The 26,299-nt window shown below is 46.4% G+C and carries 26 protein-coding genes; 16 read left to right on the top strand and 10 right to left on the bottom strand.

Annotated elements, in window-relative coordinates:
• Position 1 precedes the first annotated feature (1 nt).
• Positions 2-1,486 carry an MBOAT family O-acyltransferase gene (locus EHQ17_RS01120; protein ID WP_135592829.1) on the bottom strand — a complete coding sequence of 495 codons (1,485 nt, stop codon included), beginning with the start codon at positions 1,484-1,486 and terminating at the stop codon, positions 2-4.
• 6 nt (positions 1,487-1,492) lie between these two features.
• Positions 1,493-1,996, bottom strand: coding sequence for an NYN domain-containing protein (locus EHQ17_RS01115; RefSeq protein WP_135592827.1), 504 nt, complete (start codon positions 1,994-1,996; stop codon positions 1,493-1,495).
• A gap of 72 nt (positions 1,997-2,068) precedes the next feature.
• On the opposite strand from EHQ17_RS01115, the gene EHQ17_RS01110 reads away from it, so the two are divergent.
• The 3 genes from EHQ17_RS01110 to EHQ17_RS01100 all read left to right on the top strand — a co-directional run bounded on the left by EHQ17_RS01110 (position 2,069) and on the right by EHQ17_RS01100 (position 4,223).
• Positions 2,069-2,950 carry a hypothetical protein gene (locus tag EHQ17_RS01110; protein WP_135592825.1) on the top strand — a complete coding sequence of 294 codons (882 nt, stop codon included), beginning with the start codon at positions 2,069-2,071 and terminating at the stop codon, positions 2,948-2,950.
• A gap of 98 nt (positions 2,951-3,048) precedes the next feature.
• Entirely contained in the window at positions 3,049-3,540 is a 492-nt protein-coding gene (locus EHQ17_RS01105) for an Mpo1 family 2-hydroxy fatty acid dioxygenase (protein ID WP_135592823.1), read from the top strand.
• A 98-nt stretch (positions 3,541-3,638) separates the two neighbouring features.
• Positions 3,639-4,223, top strand: coding sequence for a TetR/AcrR family transcriptional regulator (locus tag EHQ17_RS01100; RefSeq protein ID WP_135592821.1), 585 nt, complete (start codon positions 3,639-3,641; stop codon positions 4,221-4,223).
• 4 nt (positions 4,224-4,227) lie between these two features.
• On the opposite strand, the gene EHQ17_RS01095 is transcribed toward EHQ17_RS01100, so the two are convergent.
• Entirely contained in the window at positions 4,228-5,895 is a 1,668-nt protein-coding gene (locus EHQ17_RS01095; RefSeq protein WP_135592819.1) for a glycerol-3-phosphate dehydrogenase/oxidase, read from the bottom strand.
• Between the two features lie 148 nt (positions 5,896-6,043).
• Between EHQ17_RS01095 and EHQ17_RS01090 the strand changes: the two genes are divergently transcribed.
• Both EHQ17_RS01090 and EHQ17_RS01085 read left to right on the top strand, forming a co-directional pair.
• Positions 6,044-8,011: a PP2C family protein-serine/threonine phosphatase gene (locus EHQ17_RS01090; RefSeq protein WP_135592817.1), complete on the top strand. Its 1,968-nt coding sequence runs from the start codon at positions 6,044-6,046 to the stop codon at positions 8,009-8,011.
• A 94-nt stretch (positions 8,012-8,105) separates the two neighbouring features.
• Positions 8,106-9,797: an FAD-binding oxidoreductase gene (locus tag EHQ17_RS01085; RefSeq protein ID WP_135592814.1), complete on the top strand. Its 1,692-nt coding sequence runs from the start codon at positions 8,106-8,108 to the stop codon at positions 9,795-9,797.
• Positions 9,798-10,210: 413 nt separating this feature from the next.
• Here the strand turns inward: EHQ17_RS01085 and EHQ17_RS01080 are convergent, their stop codons facing one another.
• From EHQ17_RS01080 to EHQ17_RS01070, 3 genes are all read right to left on the bottom strand, one after another.
• Positions 10,211-10,978: an enoyl-CoA hydratase/isomerase family protein gene (locus EHQ17_RS01080; protein WP_135592812.1), complete on the bottom strand. Its 768-nt coding sequence runs from the start codon at positions 10,976-10,978 to the stop codon at positions 10,211-10,213.
• Positions 10,979-11,102: 124 nt separating this feature from the next.
• Positions 11,103-11,891: a LolA family protein gene (locus EHQ17_RS01075; protein WP_135736117.1), complete on the bottom strand. Its 789-nt coding sequence runs from the start codon at positions 11,889-11,891 to the stop codon at positions 11,103-11,105.
• 22 nt (positions 11,892-11,913) lie between these two features.
• Positions 11,914-13,926, bottom strand: a complete 2,013-nt coding sequence (locus EHQ17_RS01070; protein ID WP_135592808.1) for a tetratricopeptide repeat protein — start codon at positions 13,924-13,926, stop codon at positions 11,914-11,916.
• Positions 13,927-14,060: 134 nt separating this feature from the next.
• Between EHQ17_RS01070 and EHQ17_RS01065 the strand changes: the two genes are divergently transcribed.
• The 4 genes from EHQ17_RS01065 to EHQ17_RS01050 all read left to right on the top strand — a co-directional run bounded on the left by EHQ17_RS01065 (position 14,061) and on the right by EHQ17_RS01050 (position 18,107).
• A complete protein-coding gene (locus tag EHQ17_RS01065) occupies positions 14,061-15,347 on the top strand; it encodes a hypothetical protein (protein ID WP_135592806.1) in 1,287 nt (428 codons plus the stop codon).
• A complete protein-coding gene (locus tag EHQ17_RS01060; protein ID WP_135592804.1) occupies positions 15,322-16,446 on the top strand; it encodes a cysteine desulfurase family protein in 1,125 nt (374 codons plus the stop codon). Before EHQ17_RS01065 ends, EHQ17_RS01060 begins: the two co-directional genes overlap by 26 nt.
• Positions 16,447-16,620: 174 nt before the next feature.
• Positions 16,621-17,373, top strand: a complete 753-nt coding sequence (locus EHQ17_RS01055) for an LA_2272/LA_2273 family lipoprotein (RefSeq protein WP_425460664.1) — start codon at positions 16,621-16,623, stop codon at positions 17,371-17,373.
• Entirely contained in the window at positions 17,370-18,107 is a 738-nt protein-coding gene (locus EHQ17_RS01050; protein WP_246057300.1) for an LA_2272/LA_2273 family lipoprotein, read from the top strand. Before EHQ17_RS01055 ends, EHQ17_RS01050 begins: the two co-directional genes overlap by 4 nt.
• 47 nt (positions 18,108-18,154) lie before the next feature.
• On the opposite strand, the gene EHQ17_RS01045 is transcribed toward EHQ17_RS01050, so the two are convergent.
• A complete protein-coding gene (locus EHQ17_RS01045) occupies positions 18,155-19,300 on the bottom strand; it encodes a deoxyguanosinetriphosphate triphosphohydrolase (RefSeq protein WP_167881113.1) in 1,146 nt (381 codons plus the stop codon).
• A gap of 119 nt (positions 19,301-19,419) precedes the next feature.
• On the opposite strand from EHQ17_RS01045, the gene EHQ17_RS01040 reads away from it, so the two are divergent.
• Genes EHQ17_RS01040 through EHQ17_RS01030 form a run of 3 tightly spaced genes read left to right on the top strand, consistent with a single transcriptional unit; the run spans position 19,420 to position 21,125 of the window.
• The gene (locus EHQ17_RS01040; protein ID WP_135592802.1) at positions 19,420-20,031 is read left to right on the top strand and encodes a DedA family protein; all 612 of its coding nucleotides are present in this window, start codon (positions 19,420-19,422) and stop codon (positions 20,029-20,031) included.
• Positions 20,032-20,076: 45 nt separating this feature from the next.
• Positions 20,077-20,631, top strand: a complete 555-nt coding sequence (locus tag EHQ17_RS01035; RefSeq protein ID WP_135592800.1) for an HNH endonuclease — start codon at positions 20,077-20,079, stop codon at positions 20,629-20,631.
• Positions 20,628-21,125, top strand: a complete 498-nt coding sequence (locus EHQ17_RS01030; RefSeq protein ID WP_135592797.1) for an LIC11661 family lipoprotein — start codon at positions 20,628-20,630, stop codon at positions 21,123-21,125. The genes EHQ17_RS01035 and EHQ17_RS01030 overlap by 4 nt, the downstream gene beginning before the upstream one ends.
• Here the strand turns inward: EHQ17_RS01030 and EHQ17_RS01025 are convergent.
• Genes EHQ17_RS01025 through fliS form a run of 3 tightly spaced genes read right to left on the bottom strand, consistent with a single transcriptional unit; the run spans position 21,112 to position 22,477 of the window.
• Positions 21,112-21,603 carry a J domain-containing protein gene (locus EHQ17_RS01025; RefSeq protein ID WP_135592887.1) on the bottom strand — a complete coding sequence of 164 codons (492 nt, stop codon included), beginning with the start codon at positions 21,601-21,603 and terminating at the stop codon, positions 21,112-21,114. The genes EHQ17_RS01030 and EHQ17_RS01025 overlap by 14 nt on opposite strands.
• The gene (locus EHQ17_RS01020; protein WP_135592795.1) at positions 21,597-22,010 is read right to left on the bottom strand and encodes a hypothetical protein; all 414 of its coding nucleotides are present in this window, start codon (positions 22,008-22,010) and stop codon (positions 21,597-21,599) included. The genes EHQ17_RS01025 and EHQ17_RS01020 overlap by 7 nt, the downstream gene beginning before the upstream one ends.
• 17 nt (positions 22,011-22,027) lie before the next feature.
• Positions 22,028-22,477, bottom strand: a complete 450-nt coding sequence (gene fliS, locus EHQ17_RS01015) for a flagellar export chaperone FliS (RefSeq protein WP_100748123.1) — start codon at positions 22,475-22,477, stop codon at positions 22,028-22,030.
• A gap of 261 nt (positions 22,478-22,738) precedes the next feature.
• Here fliS and purN point away from each other — a divergent pair, with 261 nt between their 5' ends.
• Genes purN through EHQ17_RS00995 form a run of 4 tightly spaced genes read left to right on the top strand, consistent with a single transcriptional unit; the run spans position 22,739 to position 26,289 of the window.
• A complete protein-coding gene (gene purN / locus EHQ17_RS01010; RefSeq protein ID WP_135592792.1) occupies positions 22,739-23,365 on the top strand; it encodes a phosphoribosylglycinamide formyltransferase in 627 nt (208 codons plus the stop codon).
• A gap of 2 nt (positions 23,366-23,367) precedes the next feature.
• The gene (gene purH, locus EHQ17_RS01005; protein ID WP_135592790.1) at positions 23,368-24,903 is read left to right on the top strand and encodes a bifunctional phosphoribosylaminoimidazolecarboxamide formyltransferase/IMP cyclohydrolase; all 1,536 of its coding nucleotides are present in this window, start codon (positions 23,368-23,370) and stop codon (positions 24,901-24,903) included.
• Between the two features lie 2 nt (positions 24,904-24,905).
• Complete coding sequence (locus tag EHQ17_RS01000; RefSeq protein ID WP_135592788.1) at positions 24,906-25,532, top strand: hypothetical protein; 627 nt, start codon at positions 24,906-24,908, stop codon at positions 25,530-25,532.
• A gap of 31 nt (positions 25,533-25,563) precedes the next feature.
• Positions 25,564-26,289, top strand: coding sequence for a hypothetical protein (locus EHQ17_RS00995; protein ID WP_135592786.1), 726 nt, complete (start codon positions 25,564-25,566; stop codon positions 26,287-26,289).
• The last annotated feature ends 10 nt before the right edge of the window (positions 26,290-26,299 follow it).

Here is a 26,299-nt window from a genome sequence, read left to right as displayed (position 1 = left end):
CCTAAAACTTATAATAGATAAACGCACCCGAATCCTCGGAAAAAAGCGCCAGTAAAAACACCGTAACGACTCCGACTACGGTCAAAAGCCAAGGATCGTATTTCCGAAAACGTTTCCAAAAATCGGGTACATACTGCGCCCAGTTGAAAAATACGATCGCAAGAAATAGATAAAAAAACTTCTCCAGGTTTTCCATTTCCTTGAGACGAAACAAACCGGAACCGTCCAATAAACCGCCCGCTTCCGACAACCAAAGAAACTGACCTGACGCCAATTCCCCCTCTATCCTCTGCGACGAATTGAACAAAAGTCCCCGAATATGTTGCACCATCGTCGTCGCGTTATCCGCTCGAAATAGGACCGCGCTGAAGGAAAAAAGTAGAAAGACGATGATCGCCTTGCCGATCTTCAACGGGATATTTTTTTCCGGAGTCAACTTCCAGCCTAAGGAAGTTTCCAGATACCTTTCTCCTGCGAGCAGAACCCCCCAATAAAATCCCCAAGCGATAAACGTATAATCTGCTCCGTGCCAAAATCCGCCGATAGTCATCGTTAAAATCAGGTTTAAATGCGTTCTCCAAGCGGCGGCGCGGCTTCCTCCGAGGGAAAAATAGATATAATCCCGGAGCCAAAAGGATAACGTTATGTGCCACCGCTGCCACAACTCCCTTCCGCTTAAGGAAAAGAAAGGAGCCTTAAAATTTTCCGGCAGATAAAAACCAAGCAAAGCGCCGACTCCGCGAGCCATATCGGTCAAACCGGAAAAATCGCAGAACACCTGGACTGCGTATCCGATGCCGGCTAACGCTAGGGAAGTGGAATCGTAAACTTCCGGATTGGAAAAAATCGGAGAGATCAAACCGGAAATAGGATCGGCGACGAGTATCTTTTTGATAAGACCGCTGATCATCAAATAACAGCCGTTATAGATTTTATCGCGATCCGGTTCCAAATCCTTCAGATTCGGAAAAAAATCCCCCGTCCTCATGATCGGCCCGGCGATGAGCACCGGAAAAAAGAGTACGAACAAAAAATAATTCTTTAAAGAGATCGTTTCCCCTTGCGGATTCCGTTTCGCGTCCACCGCGGCGGCGATCATCTGAAAACTGTAGAAACTGATCGCAAGCGGAAGTACGATTTTGATCATTCCCTGGATTTCTTGGAAAAAAGGATAACCTGTCAAATCGGCGAGAACGCGGGAGAAGAAGTAAAAGTATTTAAAAAAACCGAGGTTGACGCAGTTCAAAAGAACCGCGACGACCATCCACTTTCCGGACGTTTCCGAAGCAGTTTTGATTTTGCGGTATAAAAAGAAATTAAGGAGAACGATCCCGATAAAATGAAGAAAAAAGATCCAGGAGAACCAAACGTAAAAAAACGCACTGGAGAGAATGAGAAAATCGGGTCGATTCCGTTTCGGAATATTCCAATAAACGATATAAACGACTGCAAAAAAGATCGCGAACGTAACTGAATTGAACAGCACTGTTTGTTATCTGCCTTTTTTAAAAAGATTTTTCCAATATTCCAATTCGCCGGAACTGAGTTTTCGATCCTTGCGATCTTCTTCATCGTTTTCAGGATTCGAAGGCGCGAGTTCTTTGGTCACCAAAGCCGCGAAATCTTCGGAAGCGATCGGATGTGCTCCCCATTTTTTTGCGTGAAAAAAAATCTCTTTATCCGAGCTGACCACTTGAACGTCCGAAGGACGGATCCGAGTGCGAACGAACTCTTTGATCAATTCATCCGCTTTACGATCTCGGCTGAAATATACGTTCAACCTACCGAACGTCTCCTGGAGCACTTCGCTTCCCTTCTCTTTTTTTCCGTCGAAAAAAACGTGAAAGTCCTGTTTTTTCTTTTTTTCGGAATAAGAATCCATCAACTCCAACAGACCTTGCCGCGCGCGTTTCAACTCGTTCCGATACATACGATCTTCCAAATCGGGAAACTTGTAGATCAGGTTGAAACCGTCGATCGCCACGAGTGAGGACATGGAATTGTAGTGACCAGAATCCCATTCTCATAAATGCTGTAAACCAACCTTTCCAGGGGGATTACGAGTAAAATGGCTGATTCCGAACGTTTACCGGTACGGGTCAACAAATTTAACGTCCGACATTTTTATCTTTGGTTCCGCGCCTTGCCAGGTTCGGGAAGAGATTTGTTTCTTCTCGTATTCGCGGCCTTGGATGTGCTCCTGCTTTTGATCTACAATTCCTACAAGGAATTTCTTACCAAAGATACGTATGCGTATGTCATCGGATTCGACTTTTTGGTGCTCGCTATCTGGGGCGTCGAATTGATCACCAAATTCCGTAAGAGCAAAGATCCCGCCGAGTATTTTTCCAGGAACTGGTATGAAGTGGTCGGAGTGATTCCGTTTTATTTTCTACGTCCGTTTCTTTTTTTACGGGGAATCAAAATTCTGATCGCCTTTTACAAACTCGGTCAATCCGGTCAAAACATAAGCGACATCGTAACTCGGGAAATCACGTTCCGTTTTCGGGACATCATCGTCGATACGATCGCGGACGCGGTTTTTCTACATTCGTTGGAACGAGTGGAAGAAGTGATGCTTCGACTGGATTACAGTAAACTCGCCAAGAAGGCGTTCGAAAAACATCAAACCACGTTCAACACAAAGGTGAACGAATCGTTACAAACCAAATTCTTGTTAGGCGAACTTTCCAGGATTCCGTTTATGGGAGAAATTTCCAGACGCCTCGGAGAGGATATCAGTTCGATGATCATCGACGTATTGGAAAACGAGGTCACGGGCGACATCATGAAACAGATCACCGAGGCGATTCTGAAAGAAATGGCCAACCACGTAAAAAAACTTCCGATCGAACGGATCACAAGACCTTTGGAATCGGAAAACGATCGGATGAAAAACGAAACGGGAGCCGAACTCGAAACGAAGGAAAACCCTCCGCAGGAATCCTGAATCTCCGTTTCGTTTTTGGATTTTACGTCGTCGGTTCGATAAAAAACACTTGCGATTATATTTCGAACGTTTAAAATTTTTAGAACGAGGAAACTTTCATGAAATCCGTATCCACCTGGTTTGACGAATACGCAGAAAGTCATCGGAATCCGATCAACAAGAACATTCATTGGATCTGCGTCCCTTTGATATACTTTACCGTCATTGGTTTGTTTTGGTCCATTCCGGTCCCTTCCGTTTTCGCGTCGGTTCCTTATCTGAATTTCGCTACGATCGCCCTCGTTCTGGCTTTAGGATTTTACATCCGTCTTTCTCCGGCGCTCGCATTGGGAATGTTGATTCTCAGCTCCCTCATGATGGTTCTTATCGTCGTATTACAAACTTTGATTCTTCCGATCCCGATCGGATCGTATTCGTATGGAATTTCGGATCTCTCGATCACGATTTTCGTTTTGGCATGGATCGGACAATTTATCGGTCATAAAATCGAAGGAAAAAAGCCTTCCTTCTTTCAGGATCTACAATTCCTGATGATCGGTCCGATTTGGTTGTTGGGCTTCGTTTATCAAAAGTTGAAAATTTCCTACTAAAACGGAAAGGAAGCGGGAAGGTTCGGTTCGTGTTGGCCCTCGACCGGCGTCAAAATTCCCATCCCATAAACTAAAAAAAGAAACAGAGAGGAATCCTTATGCCGAAGATAGTCAATCACGAGAAATACAAATTAGAAATCCTTTCGAAGTGTGTGGACATTCTCGCAAGGAGAGGATATTCGGCGGTTTCCATGAGAGAGATTGCGACCGAATTGGACGTATCCACGGGAACCTTATACCATTATTTCGCGACGAAAGAGGACATCTTTAAGGAACTCGTGAAATTCGTTCTCAACAAGGACATCGAGGAACTTCAACTCTATTCCAAAGGAACGCCTGCCCAGACTCAATCCCTGGAACTCCGTGTGGAATCCTTGTTTCAGATGATCCAAGCCAGAGAATCCTACTTCCAAAATCTTCTTTATATCATCTGTGACGTCTCCAGACTCAAAAATCACGAGGAGGAAAAGACGCTGATAGCCGACGCGATGAAGGAATACGTGAACATAATCACGAAACACCTCGGCGTAAGCAATCCCACCCTCAATCGTATCCTAATCAGCGTGATTTTGGGAACCGTGGTACAAAGGATCGTGGACGGAGACTCGATTAGCCTCGCGGACACGTCGGAAACCATCAAGGACTTCTTGTCTTTGGCGCTTTCCAACTCGTTTACGTTTTAGAATATTAGAATATTCTATACCTCTCTTTCACGGATTGTATCTCTTTTTTGACGGATGCAGAATTCCAACCGAGTCGTTTTCCCAGAGAGGTCACGATCTTATATGTCTCTTTTTCCTCCGGCATTCCGGGAACTCCCACTCCGGATCTACGGAAGAAAAAATCGGTAGAAAATCGTATGTCTTCCCGTTGGGCGATGAAACTGAGTTCACACTCGTAAAACGTTTCTCCGTTTTGCAGACGAAACGTCTCTTCTTTCGCGGAAGAATGTTCCAAAACGGAGAACGCCTGAGAACCGTATCTCTCGGCAAGTAGTTCGAGTTTGGCTCCTTCGATTTTCGGATATCGTCTCGACAAATCCTGAACGAGAGAACCTAAATCCGAATAATCCCCCGTGGAAGTCGGTACCAGATGCGTTTCGCAGACGCGATAATTTCCCGGAAGAAACCCGGCGACCTTGTCCACGACCTCCTCCGCGACTGCGCGACTCGTCGTATATTTCCCTCCCATGGCCGTAAAAAATCCCGGGAATCCTCCGTCCTTGTGGTCGAAAATTTCGGTCTTCCGGGAAGCGTTGTAAGTGGAAGTGGAATTGGTTTGGCCGGGATCTTCCACCAAAGGACGCAATCCTCCGTAATAAAAATCCACGTCGTCCAGAGTCAGATCGGTATATCCGAACGAGGAATTGATTTCGTTTAACAATTCTTCTATATCCCGTTTTGTGACCCGGAATCGATCGGGGCTATCCGGATATTCCGTATCGGTGGTTCCTATGATCGTCTTGTTTCTCCAAGGAATGATGAAGATATGCGTCCCGTCCCTTTTTTTGGAAACTACGGTTTTATCTCCGCAAATCTTTCGGGTAATCACATGAATTCCCTTGGATCGCACGAGATGTTTATCCGCGGGAACTCCCGCTAACGATTCGACGAAATCGGCCCAAGGACCGGCCGCGTTGACGATCGATTTGGTTTTGTATTCGGTTTCTTTTCCGGAAATTTTGTCTCGAGCGACAACACGATAAACCCCGTCTGCTCCTCGTTGAATCGAAGTTACTTCGGTATAATTTTTGGATTCGCCGCCTTTTTCCCGGGCCGAAAATATAAATTCGCAGGTATGCCGTTCCGGATTTAGGTTGAGGTAGTCGTAGTAGAGATACGCGCCTTTCAGATGTTTCCGCGAAAGTGTCGGGGCTTCCAAAATCATCTGCTCCCGGGAAAGATAACTGTATTTCGGAATCAGACGGTCTTCGCAGATATTCCGATTTCGATCGTAGGAAAGCGCATTGTACATTTCCATGCCGACCTTCAACACGAATTTTTCCGCCCAAGAATAGATCGGAGTCAAAAATCCCATCGTTTGAACCGCATTCGGAGTGATTCTAGCCAGGGTCGCCCGCTCCCGTAGGGATTCTCGGACCAAACTCAATTCAAAATTTTTGAGATAACGCAAACCACCGTGGATCATTTTGGAAGTAGCTTGGCTCGTACCCGAAGCATAATCGTTCTTTTCCAAAAGAAGAGATTTCATTCCGCGAAGCGTAGAATCCCAGAGAATATTCGCGCCGGTAATTCCTCCCCCCACGATCAGTAAATCGTAGATTGTCGGTGTGGATTTGGATCCTTGATTTTTTTTCGTTTGTAGAGGAACTGCTTTCTTTCCGGTGACTGCCATAGCAAACAAAATTCATTCAAAAGGAAGGGGGTCAAACAGCTTTTCAACGGCAAATACCAATTTCTATGAATTTATAAAAAGAAACGATTTGTTTACGATTCGAAACATTGATTGAAAAAATAAATAGTCCTGAAGGAATCGAACGACGATGAATTTTTCTACCTCGATCCGAAGATATCTCCGTCTTATTTTCGACATTCAAGAAGATAGAATTCGATATTCGAAAGAGTATTTGGACGACCTACACAGACAGTCTCGTTTTCTACATTATCCGGGATCGATTTTAGGTATCTTTGTTTGGCTGGGTTTCGCATTCGACACGGATCGCAAACTTCATCCGGAGTTTCCCGAACTTTTTTATTTCCGGATAGGATTGAGTCTGTTCTGCGTCTTTTTTTTATCGCTCTTATTGATCGATCGTATACGAGGAACGAAATTCCGCGGAAAAGGTTTGGAGTGGGCGTATGTCCTATTTTTGTATCTACTCAATGCAACGGCTTTTTTTACGGGACGAATTGCGGACGACCCGAACTACGTTTCCGGTCTACAAATCGTGGTGATGTCCATGGTGTTTATGCCGTTTCCACGGAGGGCACTTTTCAGTCTGTATTTGCTTTCCATTTTCTTTTTTCTAACTTCGGTTCTGATCTACAAACCGAATCTTTCGACCGGTCAAGCCTCGTATTCGATGCAGAATCTTGCGATCAGTTACGTCGTCGCTTTTTTTAGCGGTTTTATCGTGGAGCGATATCGATTTTCCAATTTTTTGAGCCATTATAAGATCCTTGAAAAGAATCGTGAAATTTCGGAAACGATGCAACAGATCCAAAGTTTAAAGGAAAAACAGGACGGAGATTATTTTTTGACCTCGCTCCTATTAAACCCCCTGATCGCAACGAAAACCGAGGACGGTCCGGTGCGAATCGAATTCGCATTGAATCAATACAAGAAATTCATGTTTCGCGACAAGGAATACGAATTGGGCGGAGATTATCTCAGCGCTTATGACCTGATTCTCCAGGGAAAAAAATTCAAGGCGTTCATCAACGGGGACGCGATGGGAAAATCGATCCAAGGCGCCGGAGGAGCGCTCGTTTTAGGTGCGGTTTATAACTCCGTCGTAATTCGATCCAAAATGGATCCGGATTCTTCGGATCGATCGCCCGAACGTTGGCTCAAGGATTGTTTTACGGATCTTCAAAAAGTTTTCGAAACCTTCGACGGTAGTATGTTGGTTTCCGCCGTACTCGGGCTCGTGGAAGAGGAGACGGGTACATTATATTATTTGAATATAGAACATCCTTGGCTCGTATTATATCGCGACGGGGTCGCGTCCTTTATCGATCCGGAAACCCATTTTTACAAATTGGGAGTAAGCGGTGTCGGCGGAGCGATCTACGTGCGGGTGTTTTCCATGCGACCGGGGGATAAAATTTTCTGCGGATCCGACGGAAAAGACGACCTAGTATTGGAGGAACATTCGACGGGAAAACGTACGATCAACGAAGACGAAAACGAATTTTTACGAAGGGTGGAGGAAGCCTCGGGCGAATTGGCCGACATCGAAAAAAAACTTTTGTCCGTCGGTCGTTTTTCCGACGACTACAGCCTTCTTTCCATCGAATACGACAAAAAGGAAAAAATCGTTTTCGATTCGGAACGTTTCTCCAAAGCGAAAGAGGCGGCCTTATCAAAAAACTTCGATCAGGCTCTACGAATTTACGAGGAGACAAAACACGCGCAATCCAATTCTCCCGAGGATTGGAAATTGATCGCGCGATTGCAGGATAAACTCGGGGATGCGGAGGCGGCTCTTCGTTCCGCATACAACGCCCTGAACTCCGACCCGGGAGATCACGAACTTCTTTTGTATCTATCGCTTTTGACAAAACGAATTTACTCGAAAACCAAAGATGTTTCTCTTCTCAAACGCGGAGAAGAGTTGAGCGAGAAATTCAGACTTCGTTTTCCGGATCACGTAAAAAATCTGATCCACTTAGCCGACTTGTACAGACTCCAGGGAAATCGGAATCGGTCCTTGTATTTACTGGAAAAAGCGACGGAATTGGATCCCAAAAACGATCGGATTGCGGAACTCCGGAGACTTTTGTCCTAACGAGCGCCTCGGAATTCTGTTGCGGAATCGGATCATCTCCGAATCCTTGTGCTTCGGAACGTTTAGAAATCATAATTCGGAGACGGTTACAAACATGTTTTATACGGAACTCAATTCCCAGATCGACTATTCCAGAGACAACCTACGTTGGAACGCCTGGGGTGCCTACGGTCAGGATTTTTTCAGAGTGGGACAAATGCAGGACATTCTCGGTTTTCTGGCGGATGAATTTAAAATCACCGAAATCCGGAAAACCCCGCCGGTCGCATTGGAAGAAATTACACTTCCGAAATCGAACCTAAGCCCCGCTCAAATCCGCGAACTCGGTAAAATTTGCGGATCCAAACACGTCTCGACCGAGCGGAGAGAACGGGTATTCCATTCCGCGGGGAAAAGTTATTACGACGTTCTACGGCTTTCCTTCGACACTCTCAAACATTTCGTGGACGGAGTCGTTTATCCGGGCAAGGATTCGGAACTTGCCAAAATTCTGGAATACTGTTCCAAAAACAATATCACCGTGATTCCCTTCGGAGGCGGTTCCTCGGTCGTGGGCGGTTTGGAAGTGGTAAAAGGAAAAGGCCAAAAGGTCGTCCTGTCCTTGGACACGACCCGTCTTTCGAACCTTATCCGTTTGGATCGGGAAAGTCATCTTGCCACGTTCCAAGCGGGAATCTACGGACCGAAATTGGAAAAAACCCTGAACGACCAAGGATTCACACTCGGACATTTTCCCCAATCTTTCGAATATTCCACGTTAGGCGGTTGGATCGCCGCAAGAAGCGCGGGACAACAATCGAATCGGTACGGAAAAATCGAGGAAATACTGACCAGTCTAAAGGTAGTAACTCCCGCGGGAACCGTGGAAACATTGCGTGACCCCGCCTCCTCCACCGGACCCGATCTGAACCAAATTTTTGCCGGAAGTGAAGGTCTCCTCGGAGTCATATCCGAAGCGACGATCAAAATTCATAAACTCCCCGAGACGAGAAAATACTTCGGGATCGTCTTTCCGGATTTTTCCTCGGGAGTGGACTTTATCCGCGAAGTCAATCATCGCGAGATTCCCACCTCGATGATCCGGCTTTCGGACAAAAGCGAAACCAGGTTGTATCAGACGCTTGGAACATTAGGAAAAAAGAATACTCCGATACGCTGGCTCAAAAACAAAATCCAGGATATGGTATTGAACTGGAAGTCCATCGGCGAGGACAAATGTGTGATCCTCCTCGGTTTGGACGGAAGTAAAGAGGACGTCTCCGCCAATTTTTCCAAAATCAAACGAATCATATCCTCGCACAAAGGCCTCTATGCGGGAACACACCTGGGAGAACAATGGATTCATTCCCGTTACAACATGCCCTTCCTACGCAATCACGTAATGGAGAACGGAATCGGAGTGGATACGATGGAAACCTCCACGACGTATGATCGTGTTCTCACCCTCCACAAGGAAGGGATCGCTTCTCTGGAAAAATCGATTCCCGGATCGATAGCCATGTGTCATATCTCGCACAGTTATCACGAAGGAGCTTGTCTTTACTACACGATCCTATTTCCGATGGATGAAAAAAAACCGGCGGAACAATGGTTTAAGATGAAACGCACCGTTTCGGAAACCTTTTATCAAAACGGGGCGCCGATTTCCCACCACCACGGGGTGGGGTTCGATCACAAACCCTGGTATGTAAAGGCAACGTCCCAACCTGCGTTATTCGGTTTGCGGGCGTTCAAAAAAGAAATCGATAAAAAGGAAATTTTGAATCCCGGAAAGTTGTTTCATTGAGAGTTTTGGGGCGGAAGGGAAACGTTCGCTTTTTCGTTTCGATCGATTCCTACCCGTCCCGCTCCGGACATACTGCTTAGGACACACAATGGTATAGTCATCGAAAGCGAATTTTATGTTTTTGTAAAATTCTACTTTCCTCCGACTACACTGCGCACTTCGACAGACACCGTTCACTTCGACAGACACCGTGCACTTCGACAGACACTGTTCACTTCGACAGACACTGTTCACTTCGACAGACACTGTTCACTTCGACAGACACTGTTCACTTCGATACACGCGTTTTCCAACGATTCAAATCCAAACGAAGAACGGAACTTGCGCCGAACGAACCGCGACGCCCTTGTAAAAGCCGCAACGAAGACCGAAGCATTCCGGCCTTCATACATTCTATTTTTTTAATTTAGAATTTACTGAAATACCGGCCTTCTTCTTTCGAGAATGGACCGCATTCCCTCTTGGCCGTTTCTAGAAAATACCGCTTCGGATAAAAGCTGAACATCCCGTTCCGCGTTGGCGACCGCAAATTGTCGCACTGGATCCCGTAGGGAAATTTTGATTCCTTTTACAGATTCGATAGCCATATCCTTAAACGAATCGCAGTATTTACGCGCTCGTAACATCAAATCCTCTTGTGAAGAAGCGACTTCGTCGATCAAACCGATTTCCATAGCCTCCTCCGCTTTGAGTCCTTTTCCGGAATACAAAAGATCTCTCGCTTTCGTAATTCCTACGGTTTCCTTCAGCATAAAACCCGCAACCGAAGGAAAATTGATTCCGATTTGTGATTCTGGAAAACCGAGACGTCCTTTTTTTTCCACCATCAAACGATAATCTGAAAAGATCGCCAAAACCGCGCCCAAACCCATGGAATGACCGTTCATCGCGCAAATCACGGGGCGTTCCAAAAATAGATACTTGGAAGCCGTGTCCAAGGCCAAGGTCAATACTTCCCGGATTTGTTCGAGGGTTTTTCCAACGAATATATCCGGATTAAAACCGTTGGAAAAAAATTTCTCGTTTTTGGAAGTTAGGATCAACGCCTTGATCGAGTTGTCTTTGGAAACCTCGTCCAGTTTGGCGGAAATAGTTCTGAAAAAATCTCCGTTGAGAGAATTCACTTCATTGGTTTCGATATAAAGTTCGAGGACATGATTGTTTCTGATTTCGGAAAGCATCTTCGCTCCTTGAGTTTAAAATTGTTCAACACCTACTCGCCGAACGAACGTCGATCGAAAGCGTCGTTTACAATTCTTCCAGGGTGAAACCGGAAAGAAAGTTGTAAACCCCGTTTCCCGAGTTTTAAAACTGAAATTTGGACGCGGGAATCGTATCCGAAAGCGAAATACGCTTCATCGTAATTTCGATTCGGTTCTGATCCGCGTTGGAACCCGGTTCCACGATCCGAGTGACGGTCGTTTTCGGAGGAAACGAAATCGTTCCCTTGACCTTGGTGATCGCTTTCAAATTGCTTTTTTTCGAAAGAAGTTCTACGGAAGAAATTCCCGTTTCCGTCGTCCAAAACGTTACGTCTTCCCCCGGTTTTTTCACCAAAATCGCCCTTTCCGACAAATTCACATACGTGGGATCCGATCCCGCAAGCCCCGTGCTGTTATTGGAAAGAAGGGAATATAAAATCGGAAACGGAATCGTGGATTGTTTTTTTCCGCTCGGATCCTTGAAAACGATATCTCCCATAGGAAGCGTTTGTGTTTGTGCGTTCGCGGTTTTGATATGAATCGAAATTCCGTCCGTAAAAACGCGGGAGACGATCATTCCAAAAAACGGATCGGCCAATTCGATATACATCTTTCCGCTCGGTTTGTCGTAGAGAATTTTTCCATCCGCGGAAAAGGATTCCTTTTTGGGTACGAAGTTTTCGATCCTCATCGAAAACTCCCCGGAATACGAAGTGTTTTTATCCTCCAAATCCCGTATCGCTTTCAGAATCTGCGCCGCCTGTGCGTTTTTTGCCGGGAGAAATTTCAAGTTTCCCTTATCCGGAAAAGAAACCTCCTCGATCTGAGGGCTCGTACAATATATTATAAAAATAGAATATACAAAAAGAATAAAATAGATTTTCTGCTTCATGTCCGTTTTCGATCGTTTGTTTTTATTTTAAATTCCGGTTGGAAAGAGGTTGGGCCGCAGTCAGAATTTTTTTTTGAATCCGGACCAGATCTTCCTTTTTTTTGAAAAGTTTCAGACTTTTCTCCCAATACGCGGTCGCGTTTCCGAATTCGTTCTTTTCCTTATATACGTCGCCTATATGTTCCAAAATGACCGGATCCTCCTCTCCTTTGTCCTTGAGAATCTGAAACGCAAGTTGTAGATGCAAAAGCGCCTCTTCGTGATTTCCCAGTTTAAAAAAGATCCAACCCAGGCTGTCCTGATACGCCTCGTTGTCCGGAGCGAGTTCCACTGCTTTCTGAACCAGAACCAGAGATTCTTCCAGACGAACCCCTTTTTCGGAAAGATAATAACCGAGATAATTGTACGCGTTAGGATTTCCCGGATCGAGGGAGATGGCCCGTTTCAGATCGGTTTCCATTTCTTCCTGCCGTTCCAACTTTTCGAACACCGAAGCCCGATAGAAATAATACGTGCCGTTCTGCGGATCGGTTTCAATCGCGGCGTCGAATTCCAGCAAAGCCTCCGAAAAACGATCCTTGGAAGCGAGTACGATTCCCAAAAGATAACGGGCATACGACATCTTCGGCTGAACGTCCAAAACGGATCGGATGATCGCCTCTGCTTCCTCCTTTTTCCCCGGCGGATCCCCGCGCAAAAGATACGCAAGATGCAATTGGAATTTCAAACGCGTTTCGTCCTTTTCGGAGATTTCCACCGCCTTACGGGACATCAAAATCGCGCGGTACAAGGAGCCGTTTTGTTCGTTGCAGGAAGCGAGGAAATCGTAAATTTCAGGAACGGACCAAATCTCGTTTTGCGGCGGAATCAAAAGCGCTCGTTGTGCGGTACGTTCCGCCAATTCGTACTGTTGCATTCCGTAGGCGAGTTCCGCGGCTTCGCGCAGTTCCTTTCTGTAAAGCGCGGAATCTTTTTCCCTCTCATACACGTCCAACATCGCCAAACGAACCGCGAGACGGGCCGGAAACTTTTCCTTCACCGGAAACAGAATCCGTTTTGCGTCCGCGTATTTTCCCAAAAGTACGAAGTATAATCCTTCCACCACGCTCCCCCGGGGTATCTTAGCCTGTTGGTTTAGAACATTAAAATATTCGAATGCGGAAGACCGGCTTTCGATGAAATACATCTCCGCAAGAAGATGTTCCACCGAAGAAAGATTTTTTTTGACCTTTAGGATTTTGTTCAATTCCTTTCTCGCCGAAGCGAACTTACCGAGTTGGTTCCAAATACGGGCCAAGGTCAAACGAAGGGAAATGTCGCCCGGATTTTGAGCGAGATAGGAATTTACGTAATACAATGCCTTTTTTGCCTGACCCCCGGCGAAATACAATTCCCCCAGCGACTTATCCACAAAGGATCTGTATTTCTGATTTCCTTCCCGATTCCGGATCGAATCGCTCAAGGATGTCAGATAGAGAATGGCCCTCGGTGCGTTTTTCAATTCCTGATTGAGAGAACCCAAAAGAAACAGAAATTCTGAATCGTCCGGAAATCGACTCAGATTCGATTCCAAATAATCGCTCGCCTTTTGGAATTCTCCGGTTCGAATAAAAATCCTCGCCTTTAAAAGATAAGCGTCCCTAAAATTCGTTTCGATCGCCATGGCCGCGTCTGCTTCGCTCTCCGCCGCTTCGAATTGATTCAATCGAAAATGTACTTCGCCTTTCGCGACTCTGGAGACCGGAGAAACGGGTTGTCGGAGAATTTGGGAACAATGGAAATATCTTTCGAAAAAGGAAATCGCCTCTTCGTTCGCGGTTTTGGTTTTTTCCAAAGGAGAAACGCGTGTGGCTTCTGTCTGTTTTTCCAAAGCTAAGGAAAGAAAAAAAGACGGTGGAACGGCCTTCGCATCGACGGTTTCGCATTCGTTTTGGGAAAACAAACCGTTCGGAAAAACGAAAAAAGATACGAGCCAAAACAATACCGGAGAAACGTAGAACGGAACAAGTCCGTTTTTTTTATTTGCTTGATTCATTCAGGTAACGGGACAGATATGAAAAGAATGTTCCCGCAATCTGGAACCATCCCGTCAACAGGTCCGGAATTTCATTTTGTAAGCGATCCGTTCCTAAGTCGATCCAATTTTCCACCGATTCGGAGCGCGCGACTTTGCTGACCTACGTTCGGGAAAATAAGAAATTCGTTTTCTTTTTAGGAATCGCTTGGACGCTCGGAGCGATTTGGATTCTTCCGAATCGTTATCATCTGCTGAGCCGTTTGGCATTGTTCATTCAACCTCCCGGATATCATCCGAAAACGGCGGAGGAGTTCGTCGAAAAAGGGGACGGAATTCTGCGACGAGAAATTCCGTATCAGGATCAGGGAGAACGGATTCCCGACTTGGAACTGATGCGACAAGCCTGTTTGTATTACGCTTCCCTGAGTGGAAGAGACACGATTCTATACAAACCTTCCTGGACCGATTCCATGTCCGTCTGGAGGTTCCGCGAATCGGGAATCGATTCGGAAACGTCCGAAAAAAAACTTTCTTCCAAAACCAGGAACAGAAGCCCGATCACGGGCACGCTTCATCCGGGAGAATATTGGAAGTCCGCTGCTCCTTCCGTACTGGAAGCGTTGGATTATTACAAACGAGCTTTGAATTTTTCTGGTCCGGACTTTGCGGTTCCGAAGCGGATCGAAAAATCGGCGTTAGCCGTTTGTCGTCCGGAAGAGGTTTTGTTGGCCTACGCGGATTACGTACGTAACACGGAGGAAGCGGTTCGTACGGTGATGGACTCGCAAAAACCGAACCGCCCTTTTTTCTCCTGCCAATCGCAGGAAACCGCGGATATTTTTACGGAAAAACAGAATCAGATGCGCGTTTGGTCTCAGATCAAATCGAATTCGTTTCTGATCGACCGGGATCGAAACGTTCGAGTCCAAGCGAACGATTTCAAAAAGGCGCTTCATCTTTTGGCTTTCGGAATTTATAGGACGGGACTTGGTTCCACCTCACCTTTGGAAGCGGACGGGGTTCTGGAAAAATTGCTTTTCTTTTCCGATCCGGACACGGTCGAATACGACGAACTCCTTTTCAAACGGGGAATGCTCAATTATCAACTCGGGAAACGAGACCCTTCGTTTTTGGACAAGGCGACGTTCTACTTTCGGGAAACGTCCCAGTCCAAATATCTCGATCGAGGTTCCGCGTTCGAATCCAAACTGATGATCGTTCGTGCGTTGATTCGAAAACAAAAATTCGACGAAGCCCTTTTGGAACTCCAAAGCCTGGAAACGGAATTGTATACGATCGACAAGGCGTACCGAGTTACGGGAACCGGAAGAAACGATCTCGTGGAAGACAGAAAAAAACTTCTGAAATACGTTCTCAGAAAAAAGGGAAGATACGAGGAAGCGGACGAATTGTATGTCGAAGAAGATCCGTTATTTTGATTACAACGCGACCCATCCTCCTTTCGCGGAAATCCTACTCTCCCTACAAAAGGACTATTTCGAAGATTTTTACAATCCGTCGGGGGCGACCCGATTCTCCTTGGCGCGACAAGGTAAGATAGAATCGGCGCGTAAGGTATTGGAGGAATACACTGGAAAACCCGCGAAGGAATTCGTGTTCTCCTCCACGGGAACCGAAGCCAATCACCTGCTCGCCTACGGGATCCGAAGACGTTTCGGCGAAAGCGCGATCGTGTCCTCTTTGGAACATCCTTCCCTGTATTCCGCGCTTGAGTTCTCCGGATTTTCCTATCGAAAGATACGATCTCTTCGCGCCGGAACGATCGATACGGACCACCTGCGGATTTTGTTAAACGAAATGCCCGCACCAGTGTTCGTCCTTCACGTAGCCAACGAATCGGGAGTCGTTCAACCTCTGGAAGAAATCGCCTCCTTGTGTAGGGAGTTCGAAGTCCCTTTATTTTCGGATCTGATGCAGTCTTTTGGTAAATTAGAAATTCCTTATGCGATTTTGGACGGATTCACTTTCTCCGGTCATAAAATCGGTGCGGGTATGGGAAGCTCCGGAACTTGGATCCGGGCCGATCTTACCAACGACAAGGAATTTTCCATCTTTCGCGGTGGAAACCAGGAGAACAATCATCGCGCTGGAACCGAAAATTCTCCGTCCATTCTGGCGATCGCGGAAGTCCTCCGTTTCCGCCAAACGCAACAATCCGAAAAAAACGAAACGTTACGTACGTATCAAAATCGCATCGAATCCGTTTTGGAAAACTCTGGTTGCGAAATCGTTGGCAGACATGCCACGCGGGTTCCCAATACTTCTTTTTGTATCCTTCCCACGGACGACGTGGATTTTTTTATGATGGGAATGGAGGAAGCGGGATTCGTAGTCTCGACCGGATCCTCTTGCAAATCCAGATCCAGGGAACCGGCGGCTTCCCTTTTATCCATGGGGTATTCGCAGGAAGAAGCGTTACGCGCGATTCGAATCTCAACCGGTTGGTTTACGACCGAAGAGGAAGTGGAAGAACTTTGCGAGAAAATTTCCGAAGTGATCCGCGCGCTTTCGGATTGAAGTCGGATTCATAAAAAAGAAAGATCTAAAAAACGAGAATCACACTTCGATTCAACGAGCTCATACGTTTCTTTCGAAGAGTTTTCTAAAATTTCAAGGAAGATTCTCCTTGTCAAAACTTTGTTGACAAAGTATTCTTCCGCGATAGCCTCACCCTGGCCTTAGAACAAACCCATGTTATACGATACAAAATCTCCGTTTTACGCTTTTATTCTACTGAGTTGTATGTTTGTCATCGACTGCGGTTTCGCGTTGACGCCAAAAATCACGACTAAAATTCCTCCCAAGGCCGAAACGGAAGTGTTCCGCTTCAACCTTTTGTACGGAGAGGTTCAAACTCTCGCCGGGCTGAACGTAGGAGTCGTAAACTCGGTGTTAAACGATTCGTACGGAGGACAGATCGGAATCGTGAACTTAGCGGAACACGATTCATACGGAGGACAAATCGCGATCGTAAATTTCGCGGACGGAAAAAGTTACGGATTACAATTGGCCGTCGTCAACGCCGCCAAAAACAAAGGTTTAGGAATCCAGGCCGGATTGGTCAACTACGCCGCCGGTAATTCCAACGGAATCCAAGCGGGTGTTATCAACATAGGCGAAAACAAAAAAGGGTATGACCTCACGATCGGAGCCGGAAATTACAAAACCACCGGCTTTGTGTTAGGCGCCTTCAATCTTTCCTCGCACGGAGTAAACGTGGGCGGTTGGAACGAAAACTCGAGCGGTTTCAACTTAGGCGCGATCAACCTTCAAAGTACCGGAATCAACGTAGGAATCTTAAACGGAGGAACGGGAATTCACATCGGTTTGATCAACGCCGCCGGTGAGGACGAATCGGAACAGCCTACGATGCAGTTCGGGCTTTTGAACTTTTGCGGAAAAGGTAGATTTCCGGTGATGATAGGATTCAATTACTGCAAATGAACAAACTATTCAATCATTCTAATATTACAATATTCTTGTTTAGATCGGCGCTCGTTTTTTTGGCTGCGGCTTCGCTACTGAATTGCGGAGTGGGCGGATTGAGAGGGGAAAAATCCTTCGTACGGGTCCCCGTACAAACGCAGACGGAAATGATCCGATTCAATCTACTCTACGGAGAGGTTCGTAATCTTTACGGAGTGAATCTCGGTTCCATCAATCTCGTATCGGAACGATTGGCCGGGGCGCAAATCGGTCTCGCCAATCTTTCGGAAGGAAAGACCTACGGTGCTCAAATCGCGGTCTACAATTCCGCGGAGAAAGGCGGATTTTCGATCCAACTCGGAGGAATCAATCGTGTAAAAAACGGAGGAGCCGGAATCCAGCTCGGCGGTTACAACCGAGGCTCCAACGAAGGAGTGTATATCAACGGAGGAATTTATAACTCCGGAACGAACGGAATCACGATCGGTTTGATCAATCGGGAAAACATCGGGTTCAACGTGGCGGGATTCAATTATGGAGCCGGTGTAAACGTAGGAATCGTAAATATGGGAGTCGGTTTGAGCGTAGGCGCGATCAACATAGGAGAAAGCTCAAATTTCCAGATCGGAATCCTGAACTTCTGTTCCAACGGCCCGTTCCCGATTATGATCGGAATCAATTATTGCCCCAAACAGGAAACGTCCGAGGAAAAACCGGAAATAAAACCCGCCCAGACAACGACGACCCGGTAAGATTGGATCGGTTGAAAACGAAAACCGAATATTCTTTTTATTGAATATTACGGAAGAGACCGATAAACCTTCTCCGCGTATCGATCCGTCATTCCCGCCACGTAGTCGCTCACGACCCGATGCAGGGATTCTTCTGCGATTCGTTCCTTGTATGTTTCGGGAATTTTTTCCGGATGTCTTAGAAAATGATCGAACAGGGATTCTATGACTTTTTTTCCGTAATCGCTCATTCTCACCAGATCCTCGTGTCGATACAACGTTTCGTACAGAAAATTTTTCAATTCCCGGAAATAGGAATCCGTTTCCTCCGAATACGAAGCGATTCGAACTCCCTTCCTCCAAACCGATTTCAGATCCTCTTGGGAACGAACCCCGTTTTTTTCCAAATTCTCGGAGATGGAGGAAATCAAATCGGAAACGAGGGAATTCATCAACGTTCGAATGCTTGTCCGTATCAGGATTTTTTCCCCCGCGGAAGGATGTTTGCGTCTGCATTCCTCGTAGACGTTTTTCCAAAAAGGATTTCGGGAAAGATCACCCAAATGAAGATATCCCATTTCCCAACCGTCTTCGATGTCGTGGCTCGTATACGCTATCTCGTCCGCGCGATCGGCGATCATTCCTTCCAGAGACGGTCCGTCCTCGTTTCGTTCCCAGGAAAATTCGGAAGGTTCGTATTCCGCTCCGTGTTTCATCAAACCCTTTAAGGTTTCCTTACACAAATTGAGTCCCGGAAAATCAGGATATTTTTTTTCGAGCGAAGTGACGATGCGTAAGGATTGTTTGTTGTGTTCGAAGCCACCATGTTCCTTCATCAAACCGGAAAGTACGTCCTGACCCGCGTGTCCAAACGGAGTATGACCGAGATCGTGTGCGAGCGCGATCGATTCCGAAAGATGCGAATTGAGCCCCAAAGCCGAAGCCATCGTCCTGGAAAGACCGGCGACCTCTAACGTATGCGTCATACGATTTCTATAATTTTCTCCTACGGAAAAAATAAAAACCTGGGTTTTGTATTGGAGTCGTTTGAACGCGCTCGAATGAAGGATTCGATCCCGATCCCTTTGAAACGGAAGACGATACGAATGTTCCTCTTCTTCGTAGATTCGACCACCATATCTCGCGCTGGAAACCGCATACGGGGCAAGGCCGGATTCTTCTTTTTGAATCAGTTCGTCTCTGGAAAAGTGCACGTTTCACAAAATTCGAAAACTTTTCCCAAAAGTCTTCCCACTTTTTCGTTTTGTTTACTGCTATTTTAACGGAGTAGTTTTTTACTGGTTCGAGATCCGACAGGCCGGTTGTATCGGAAATGGAATTCTTAAATTTACTGGTTCATATATTTTCGGAATACGGATACCTCGCCGTTTTCCTAGTGTTGCTTCTTTGCGGTTTCGGCCTACCCGTTCCGGAAGACATTTCACTGGTTTCGGGAGGTGTGATCGCCGGTTTGGGAAAGGCGGATCCGCACCTCATGTTTCTCGTGGGAATGGCGGGTGTACTTTTGGGGGACGCAGCCGTGTTTTTGATCGGAAGAGTTTACGGGGTCCGAGTTTTACGAATCCCTTTTTTCGCGAAGATCGTAACGCCGGAACGTTTTTCCAAGGTCCAAGACAAAATTTCCAAATACGGAAACTGGGTGACGTTTATGGCCCGTTTTATGCCGGGGCTTCGGATGCCGATCTATTTGACGGCGGGCACTTCGGATCGAATTTCCTTTTATCGATTTGTCGCTCTGGATTTTTTGGCCGCCATCATTTCCGTCCCGGTCTGGGTTTATCTGGGTTATTTCGGAGCGCATAATTTCGAAACTCTGATGACTTGGGTCCACCAAGGTCAACTAACGGTTTTTATAATTTTGGGAATTGCGATTCTTGGTTTCGCGGTTTTTTATTTCATCCGGAAGAAACGTTCCGCCTCTTGAGAATTTCTTTACAGCTTCCGAACCTGGGGTATTGTATGACCAGTTATGGACATTCTTGCGCAGCCGGTGCTTGTGCTGAATGCCGGTTACGTCCCTATCGGGATCCGGTCGGTCAAGGACGCTCTCTTTTTGATCCTTCTGGAAAAGGCCCAACTCGTCAAAGACGACGAAAACTTCGTCATTCGTTCCGAAAAACTCAAATTCACAGCGCCTCGAATCATCCTACTTCGGGATTACTATAAGGTTCCTCCGAGAAAGGATCGCGTTTCCCGCGAGAATATATTTCAGCGCGACAATTACCACTGCGTTTATTGTGGAAAAAAATTTCCAAGTTCGAAGCTCACCCTGGATCACGTCATTCCCCGAAGTCGTTGGGACGACGTCCCCAAAAAAGAAAGACCTAAGGAATTCAACTCATGGGAGAATCTGGTCGCCGCTTGTAAGACCTGCAATACGCGTAAAGGAAACAAACTTCTTGCGGAATTGAAGTGGAATCTTCCCGAAGAAAATCGGGTGACACCCAAACTACGCTTTCCACTCTTCTCAATATCGGATCAGCAGGCGGAAAAGTTCGGCTGGCGGGAGTATATTTCTTTTTGAAACGGTTTTCGATTCTATTTCTACTTCCTTGGATATTTTTTTGTTGGGGATGTCCCCATTACTCCACGACGAGATTGATTTCCACGCCGCCCACCCTGATCAGCATCTCTCCGATCGCGAGCGGATACGAACTGAGGCTACGAGCGGGGAATCCGGAATTGTTGTTCACCGGATATCGATTGTACGTGGCGGGGAATGAAAACGATTCCCGAAATCCGGCTGATCCCAATTCCGGAATCGAATGTGTAAACGGCGTTCTCAACCTGATCCCCAATCAACCACTGGAATATTCCATCGAGTTATCGCCGAACAACGGCCCTTTAGCGGCAGTAGGAACGGGAGAAAACGCGAATCGAATCTGTAAAATGAACGTCACCCTCGCAAGCGGTCAATACCTCACGCTTCGGTCTCAAGTTTTGGTGATCAGCATCACCGGGGGATCCACATCGGGTTTCGTCTTTTCCATGCCTTCCAATTCCCTTAGGGTTCCTTAAACCAAACCGCAATTTTTTGAAGCGTATCTTTGGCGTCGCCGACCCAAATACTTTTCGGAAAGGACCGGATCAATTCTTCGAAACGATTTTTGGAAATTTCCAAAGAACTTCTCAGCTTACGAAGGGCCGGGTTCTCCTCTCCTTTTAAAAAAATCGGGTTTCCTTCGGTGAATTTGAAGTATTCGTGGAGCGCCGCGTCGTAGATTTCCCGACCTTGTTTGTAAAATCCATAGTCTTCGTTCGGGATCGTTGTTTCGTTTTGCGGTTCAGAAACTAGATTCTTTTTTTGGAATATAGTTTCCGCGAGATGGTTTTCGAGAACGTCCCGAAATTCGATCAATTTTTTGAACAACGAATCGTTGGAAAATTCTCCCGTATCGGGATGATACTTTTTGGAAAGAAGGTAAAATCGCCGTTTTAATTCTTCGGAAGTAAACCCCGGTTCCAAACCCAGAAACTCGAGGGCGGAGATCAGCAGGTCCCCGTCTTCCAAAAGTCTTGTCTAAGATGAAGATGACGTTTGAGTTGGATTCCCACTTGAACCTGATTGAGTTCTTTTTGGTATTCCTTGAGGATTTTCCGCATACGTTCCTCCACTTGCGAATGGAGCGTTCTGGATTCCTCCAATTTTTGAAAGAGACGTTCCGCGATTTCTATGAGTTCTAAGGTTTGGGGAACACCTTCGGAAAGTTTTTCGATCTTACGATCCACGGAACACAAATGATCCACGAGTTTCAAATTTGCGTCTTCGATTTTCGCGGCGCCTTCTCCGTCTCCGAAACCGAAAACTTCCATTTGACGCCTTTGGTTGGAAATCAATTGGTCAAGAAGCGAAATTTTTTCCTCGTACAGGGCGATAAGATTTCGGTTCGAATCGTGGTTCATATTTTGTTCCGAAACGATCAGCCTTGGATGGAAAGTCCGCTTCCTCGGTTGTTTTGAAACGGAGCGGAAACTACGTTGGACTTCTCTTTTTTTTCGATTTCTTCCCAAGCGGATTTCAAATCTTCCAGATACTTGATGATTTCCTGAAGAATTTCGGAATCCTTTTTCATATTCGCTTCGAGAAGACGTTTTTTGATATAAACATAAATTCCCAAAAGGTTGTTGGCCACTTCCCCACCCTGTTCCAGGTTGAGTGCGAGCATCAGTTCCGTAACGATTTCTCCCGCTTTGAGGATATGATTGTTCACCACATCGTATTTCCGGGGAGTGTTGTTCTCCAGAGCGATATTCAGAAAACGGATCGCCCCGTCGTAGAGCATAACGATCAGTTTTCCCTGGCTGACAGTCGAGATTTCGTTGGATTTATATTGTTCAACGGTCGCTGTGGATTTTCTGGCAAGTGACATGTATCTCTCCTGAAATACTCTTCGACAAAAACGCAAGCCTCCTTAATGCTGGGCCGGAACATTCTTGCGGTTTCTCTTAAAACTTTCGCATCTTTTGAGAGACGGTAATCGGGCCGATATGCGGATTTTTTCCCTGTCCGGGTAAAGTTCGCCCTTTCCTTTCCGAACGCCGCCTCGATTCCAAAGGAGCCTGTACGAAACTCGAAACCGGCTTACAAAAACCGTACGAGGACGTTCTGATTTTATCCGGATTTTAGTTTCTTGGCAAGCCTGTTTACAAAACGAAAAAAAAAGATCCTATTTTTGGCATCCGGTCGGGGTTCCAATCTCAAAGCGGTTCTGCAAACCCTCCGAAACGGCAAAATCCCGGGACAAGGAATCGCGCTCGTTACGGACAACCCGGAGGCAAAGGCTCTGGAAATCGCCGCGGAATTCCAAGTGCCGACCCGCGTTTTGGACTTTCGCTCCTTCCTCGAAAAAAGTGAATATCACAGAAAACTTCTCGAACTCCTTTTGGAATTTTCCCCAGAGCTGATCGTAACCGCCGGGTATATGAAAATTCTCAAACCGGAAGTTATCCGAGCGTTTCCGAATCGAATCATCAATATCCATCCTTCTCTGTTGCCGGCCTTTCCTGGATTGGCAGCGCAAAAACAGGCCTGGAACGCGGGAGTGAAAATTGCCGGTTGTACGGCGCATTTCGTGGATGAGGGAGTGGATTCCGGTCCGATCATTCTGCAAGCTGCGGTGAAAATCAAGGAAGGAATGTCGGAAAGAGATTTGACTCTGGAGATTCTCAAAGAGGAACATAAAATCCTGCCGCTCGCAATACGGTATTTTTGCGAGGACCGGCTTTTCATCGAAAACGGAAAGGTCAACATTCGATAAACATGATTCAAATCAAAAGAGCTCTCATTTCGGTCAGCGATAAATCCGGTCTTGTGGAATTCGCTCAGTTTTTGGATAAGAACGGAGTGGAAATCATCTCCACCGGCGGAACCTTAAAACTTCTCAAAGACAACGGGATCAAAGCGATCCCCATAGACGATTACACAGGGTTTCCGGAAATCCTGGATGGACGCGTCAAAACCCTCCACCCGAAAGTCCACGGCGGACTTTTGGGAGTGATCTCTAATCCCGCCCATAAACAGAAAATGGACGAGCTCGGAATTCCGAAAATTGATCTCGTCGTAGTCAACTTATATCCGTTTCTCAAAACGGTATCCCGGCCCGGCGTCAAACTCGAAGAAGCGATCGAAAACATAGACATCGGCGGACCATCCATGATTCGAAGCGCGGCTAAAAATTACAAACACACGTTAGTGCTCACCGATCCGAACGATTATCCGGAAGTGCAAACTCTGATCGCAGCCGGCGGAGTTTCCGAGGAAGTGGCCTCCGGCTATATGAGAAAGGCCTTTTCTCATACCGCGATGTATGACACCGCGATTTCCTCCTGGTTCAACAAACAAGCCGGAGACGTATTTCCCGACGTTCTCAATCTTTCCTTTTTAAAAAAACAAAAACTCAGATACGGGGAAAATCCGCACCAAGCCGCTGCGTTCTACGAACCGTTGTTCGCCAAAAGCGACTTTTCTCCTTTGCAAGGAAAAGAATTGTCGTTTAACAATATGTTGGACTTCGACGCCGCCTTTCATATATCCAGTCTTCTTCCGGAAAACACCGTCTGTATCATCAAACATCTCAATCCATGCGGAATCGCGTATGCGGACGATACTCTGGAAGCCTTTCGACTCGCGAGGAGAACGGATCCTATTTCCGCGTTCGGCGGAGTGATCGGTATCAAAGGAATCGTTAACGGTGAATTGGCGAACGTGATCACGGAAAATTTCGTGGAAGGTGTGATCGCCCAGAAATTCACTCCGGACGCTTTGGAAGTGTTTTCCAAAAAGCCGAATATCCGATTGATCGAAATCGAGGATTTTAAGGAAGCACTGGACGAATTGGATCTAAGACCGATCCATCACGGATTGCTAATGCAAGATCGCGACTACACAACGATCACGGAAGCGGATATAAAAGTAGTCACCAAAAAACAACCCTCCGCCGAAGATATTCGAGGACTCATGTTCGCTTGGTCCTGCGTACGTTTTATCAAATCGAACGCGATCGTTTATACGGAAGAAAACGCGACCCTGGGAATCGGAGCCGGACAAATGTCCCGCGTCGATTCCGTACAACTCGGAGCCAACAAGGCACTCAACGTGGGGCTTTCCGTAGTAGGATCGTATGTCGCAAGCGACGCCTTTTTTCCTTTTCGAGACGGAATCGATGCGCTCGCGAAAGCGGGAGCCAAAGCGATCATACAACCCGGAGGATCGGTGCGCGATCCGGAAGTGATCCAAGCCGCCGACGAACACGGATTGATCATGGTCTTCACGGGAATGAGGCACTTCAGACACTGATTATGGAATTCCTACTCTATCTCATTTTTTTCGGATTCGTTTCCGGAGTACTCGTTCTTGTGAACTATTACTTCAAACTTCTCTTCCTATCACAGAGGGATTCTTTCGAACGATCGGAACTCGTGGATTGGATCCGGATTCTTCCGGAGGAACTTCTTAAACTTCTGGAATCGAACGGAAGTCTTCAGTACGGAGGGATCGCTTTTTTTATTTCCGCGTTCGTTTCGTATCTTTGGACCTTACTCGGGGGAATGATCGGCGCGCCTCACTACGCGGACGCATTCGGAAATTATTTCTTTCTTTCCTTTTTGCTTCCGATCACATTGCTTACTACGTACGGAGTTCTGGTGGATACGATTCTCAAGGATCTTCCTACCACGAGTCCGGATCATTTTCTGGTGCGTTTTTTCGAACAGGAAATTCCGGTTTTGAGCGGTTGTTCCGTTTCCGTCATCGCATCGAATCTTGCAGTCTACGGGCTCTTCCACGAAATTCCGTTTTTATTCGTTCTGCCGAACGTGACGATCATCGGGATTCTTTTGATACTGCGTTGGAACGGAAAAGTAAGGATCGGCGGGGTGCAGTTTTCGGGTTCGAAAAACAGACAGGACACGGAAGAATCTGAGTGATTTTCCTAAAAAAACTGCCGATATTTTGTTTATGAGAATTCTCCTCCTCCTTCTCGTTTTGTTTCTGGCGCCCAGTGCGGTATTCTCCCAATTGCCGGACGAAGGTCCGAATCGCAGACAACCGACCAACAACCAACAACAGGCGCTGAATCTTCTGGAGGGATTTGCGGAATCCTCTTGGGGAGAAAGTTATACGAATCTCAGGGAGAAATTTCTTTCCCTTTCCACCAATCCGCAAAACGACGAAAAGGTGGAAATCGTATTCGAAGACAAGGAAAAAACCCTTTTGATCCGAAGAAACGGAATCCTTTATTCGTATCGTTTTTATTCCACTCCGAAACTCGTCCTCGATTCCAGACCCAAAGGACAAACTCAAAACCCGACGGCGGAAAACAAATCCGAGTTGGAAGAGGAAGGACATTCCGCGCCGGGAATATTGTTTTCGGTGGGAGTTGTCTTTCGTTATCTACCCGGCAAGGACGTTCAACAAAAGCTGGAACAAAAATACGGAAAACCCAAAAAGGAAGCCGTGGCCGAAAACAAAATCGGAGGTGCGGTTCTTTGGGAGAAGACGGACGAAAAACAATCCCCTCCCCGAGGCGGATTTATCGTTCAATGGAAGGAAGCCTACAAAAAAATGCCGTTCACAAGAAGAGTGGACTATTTCAGCTCCTCGGTGAAATTCCAAATCGAAAAAGAATACAAGGAATTTTTCAGCGCGGAAGAGATCAAAACCTTACGAGATCTGATTCCATAATTTTTACGAT

The sequence above is a fragment of the Leptospira gomenensis genome, from assembly GCF_004770155.1.
Taxonomy (GTDB): domain Bacteria; phylum Spirochaetota; class Leptospiria; order Leptospirales; family Leptospiraceae; genus Leptospira; species Leptospira gomenensis.
Note: the sequence above shows the minus strand (reverse complement) of the source record. Positions and strands in the feature narration are given on the sequence as shown.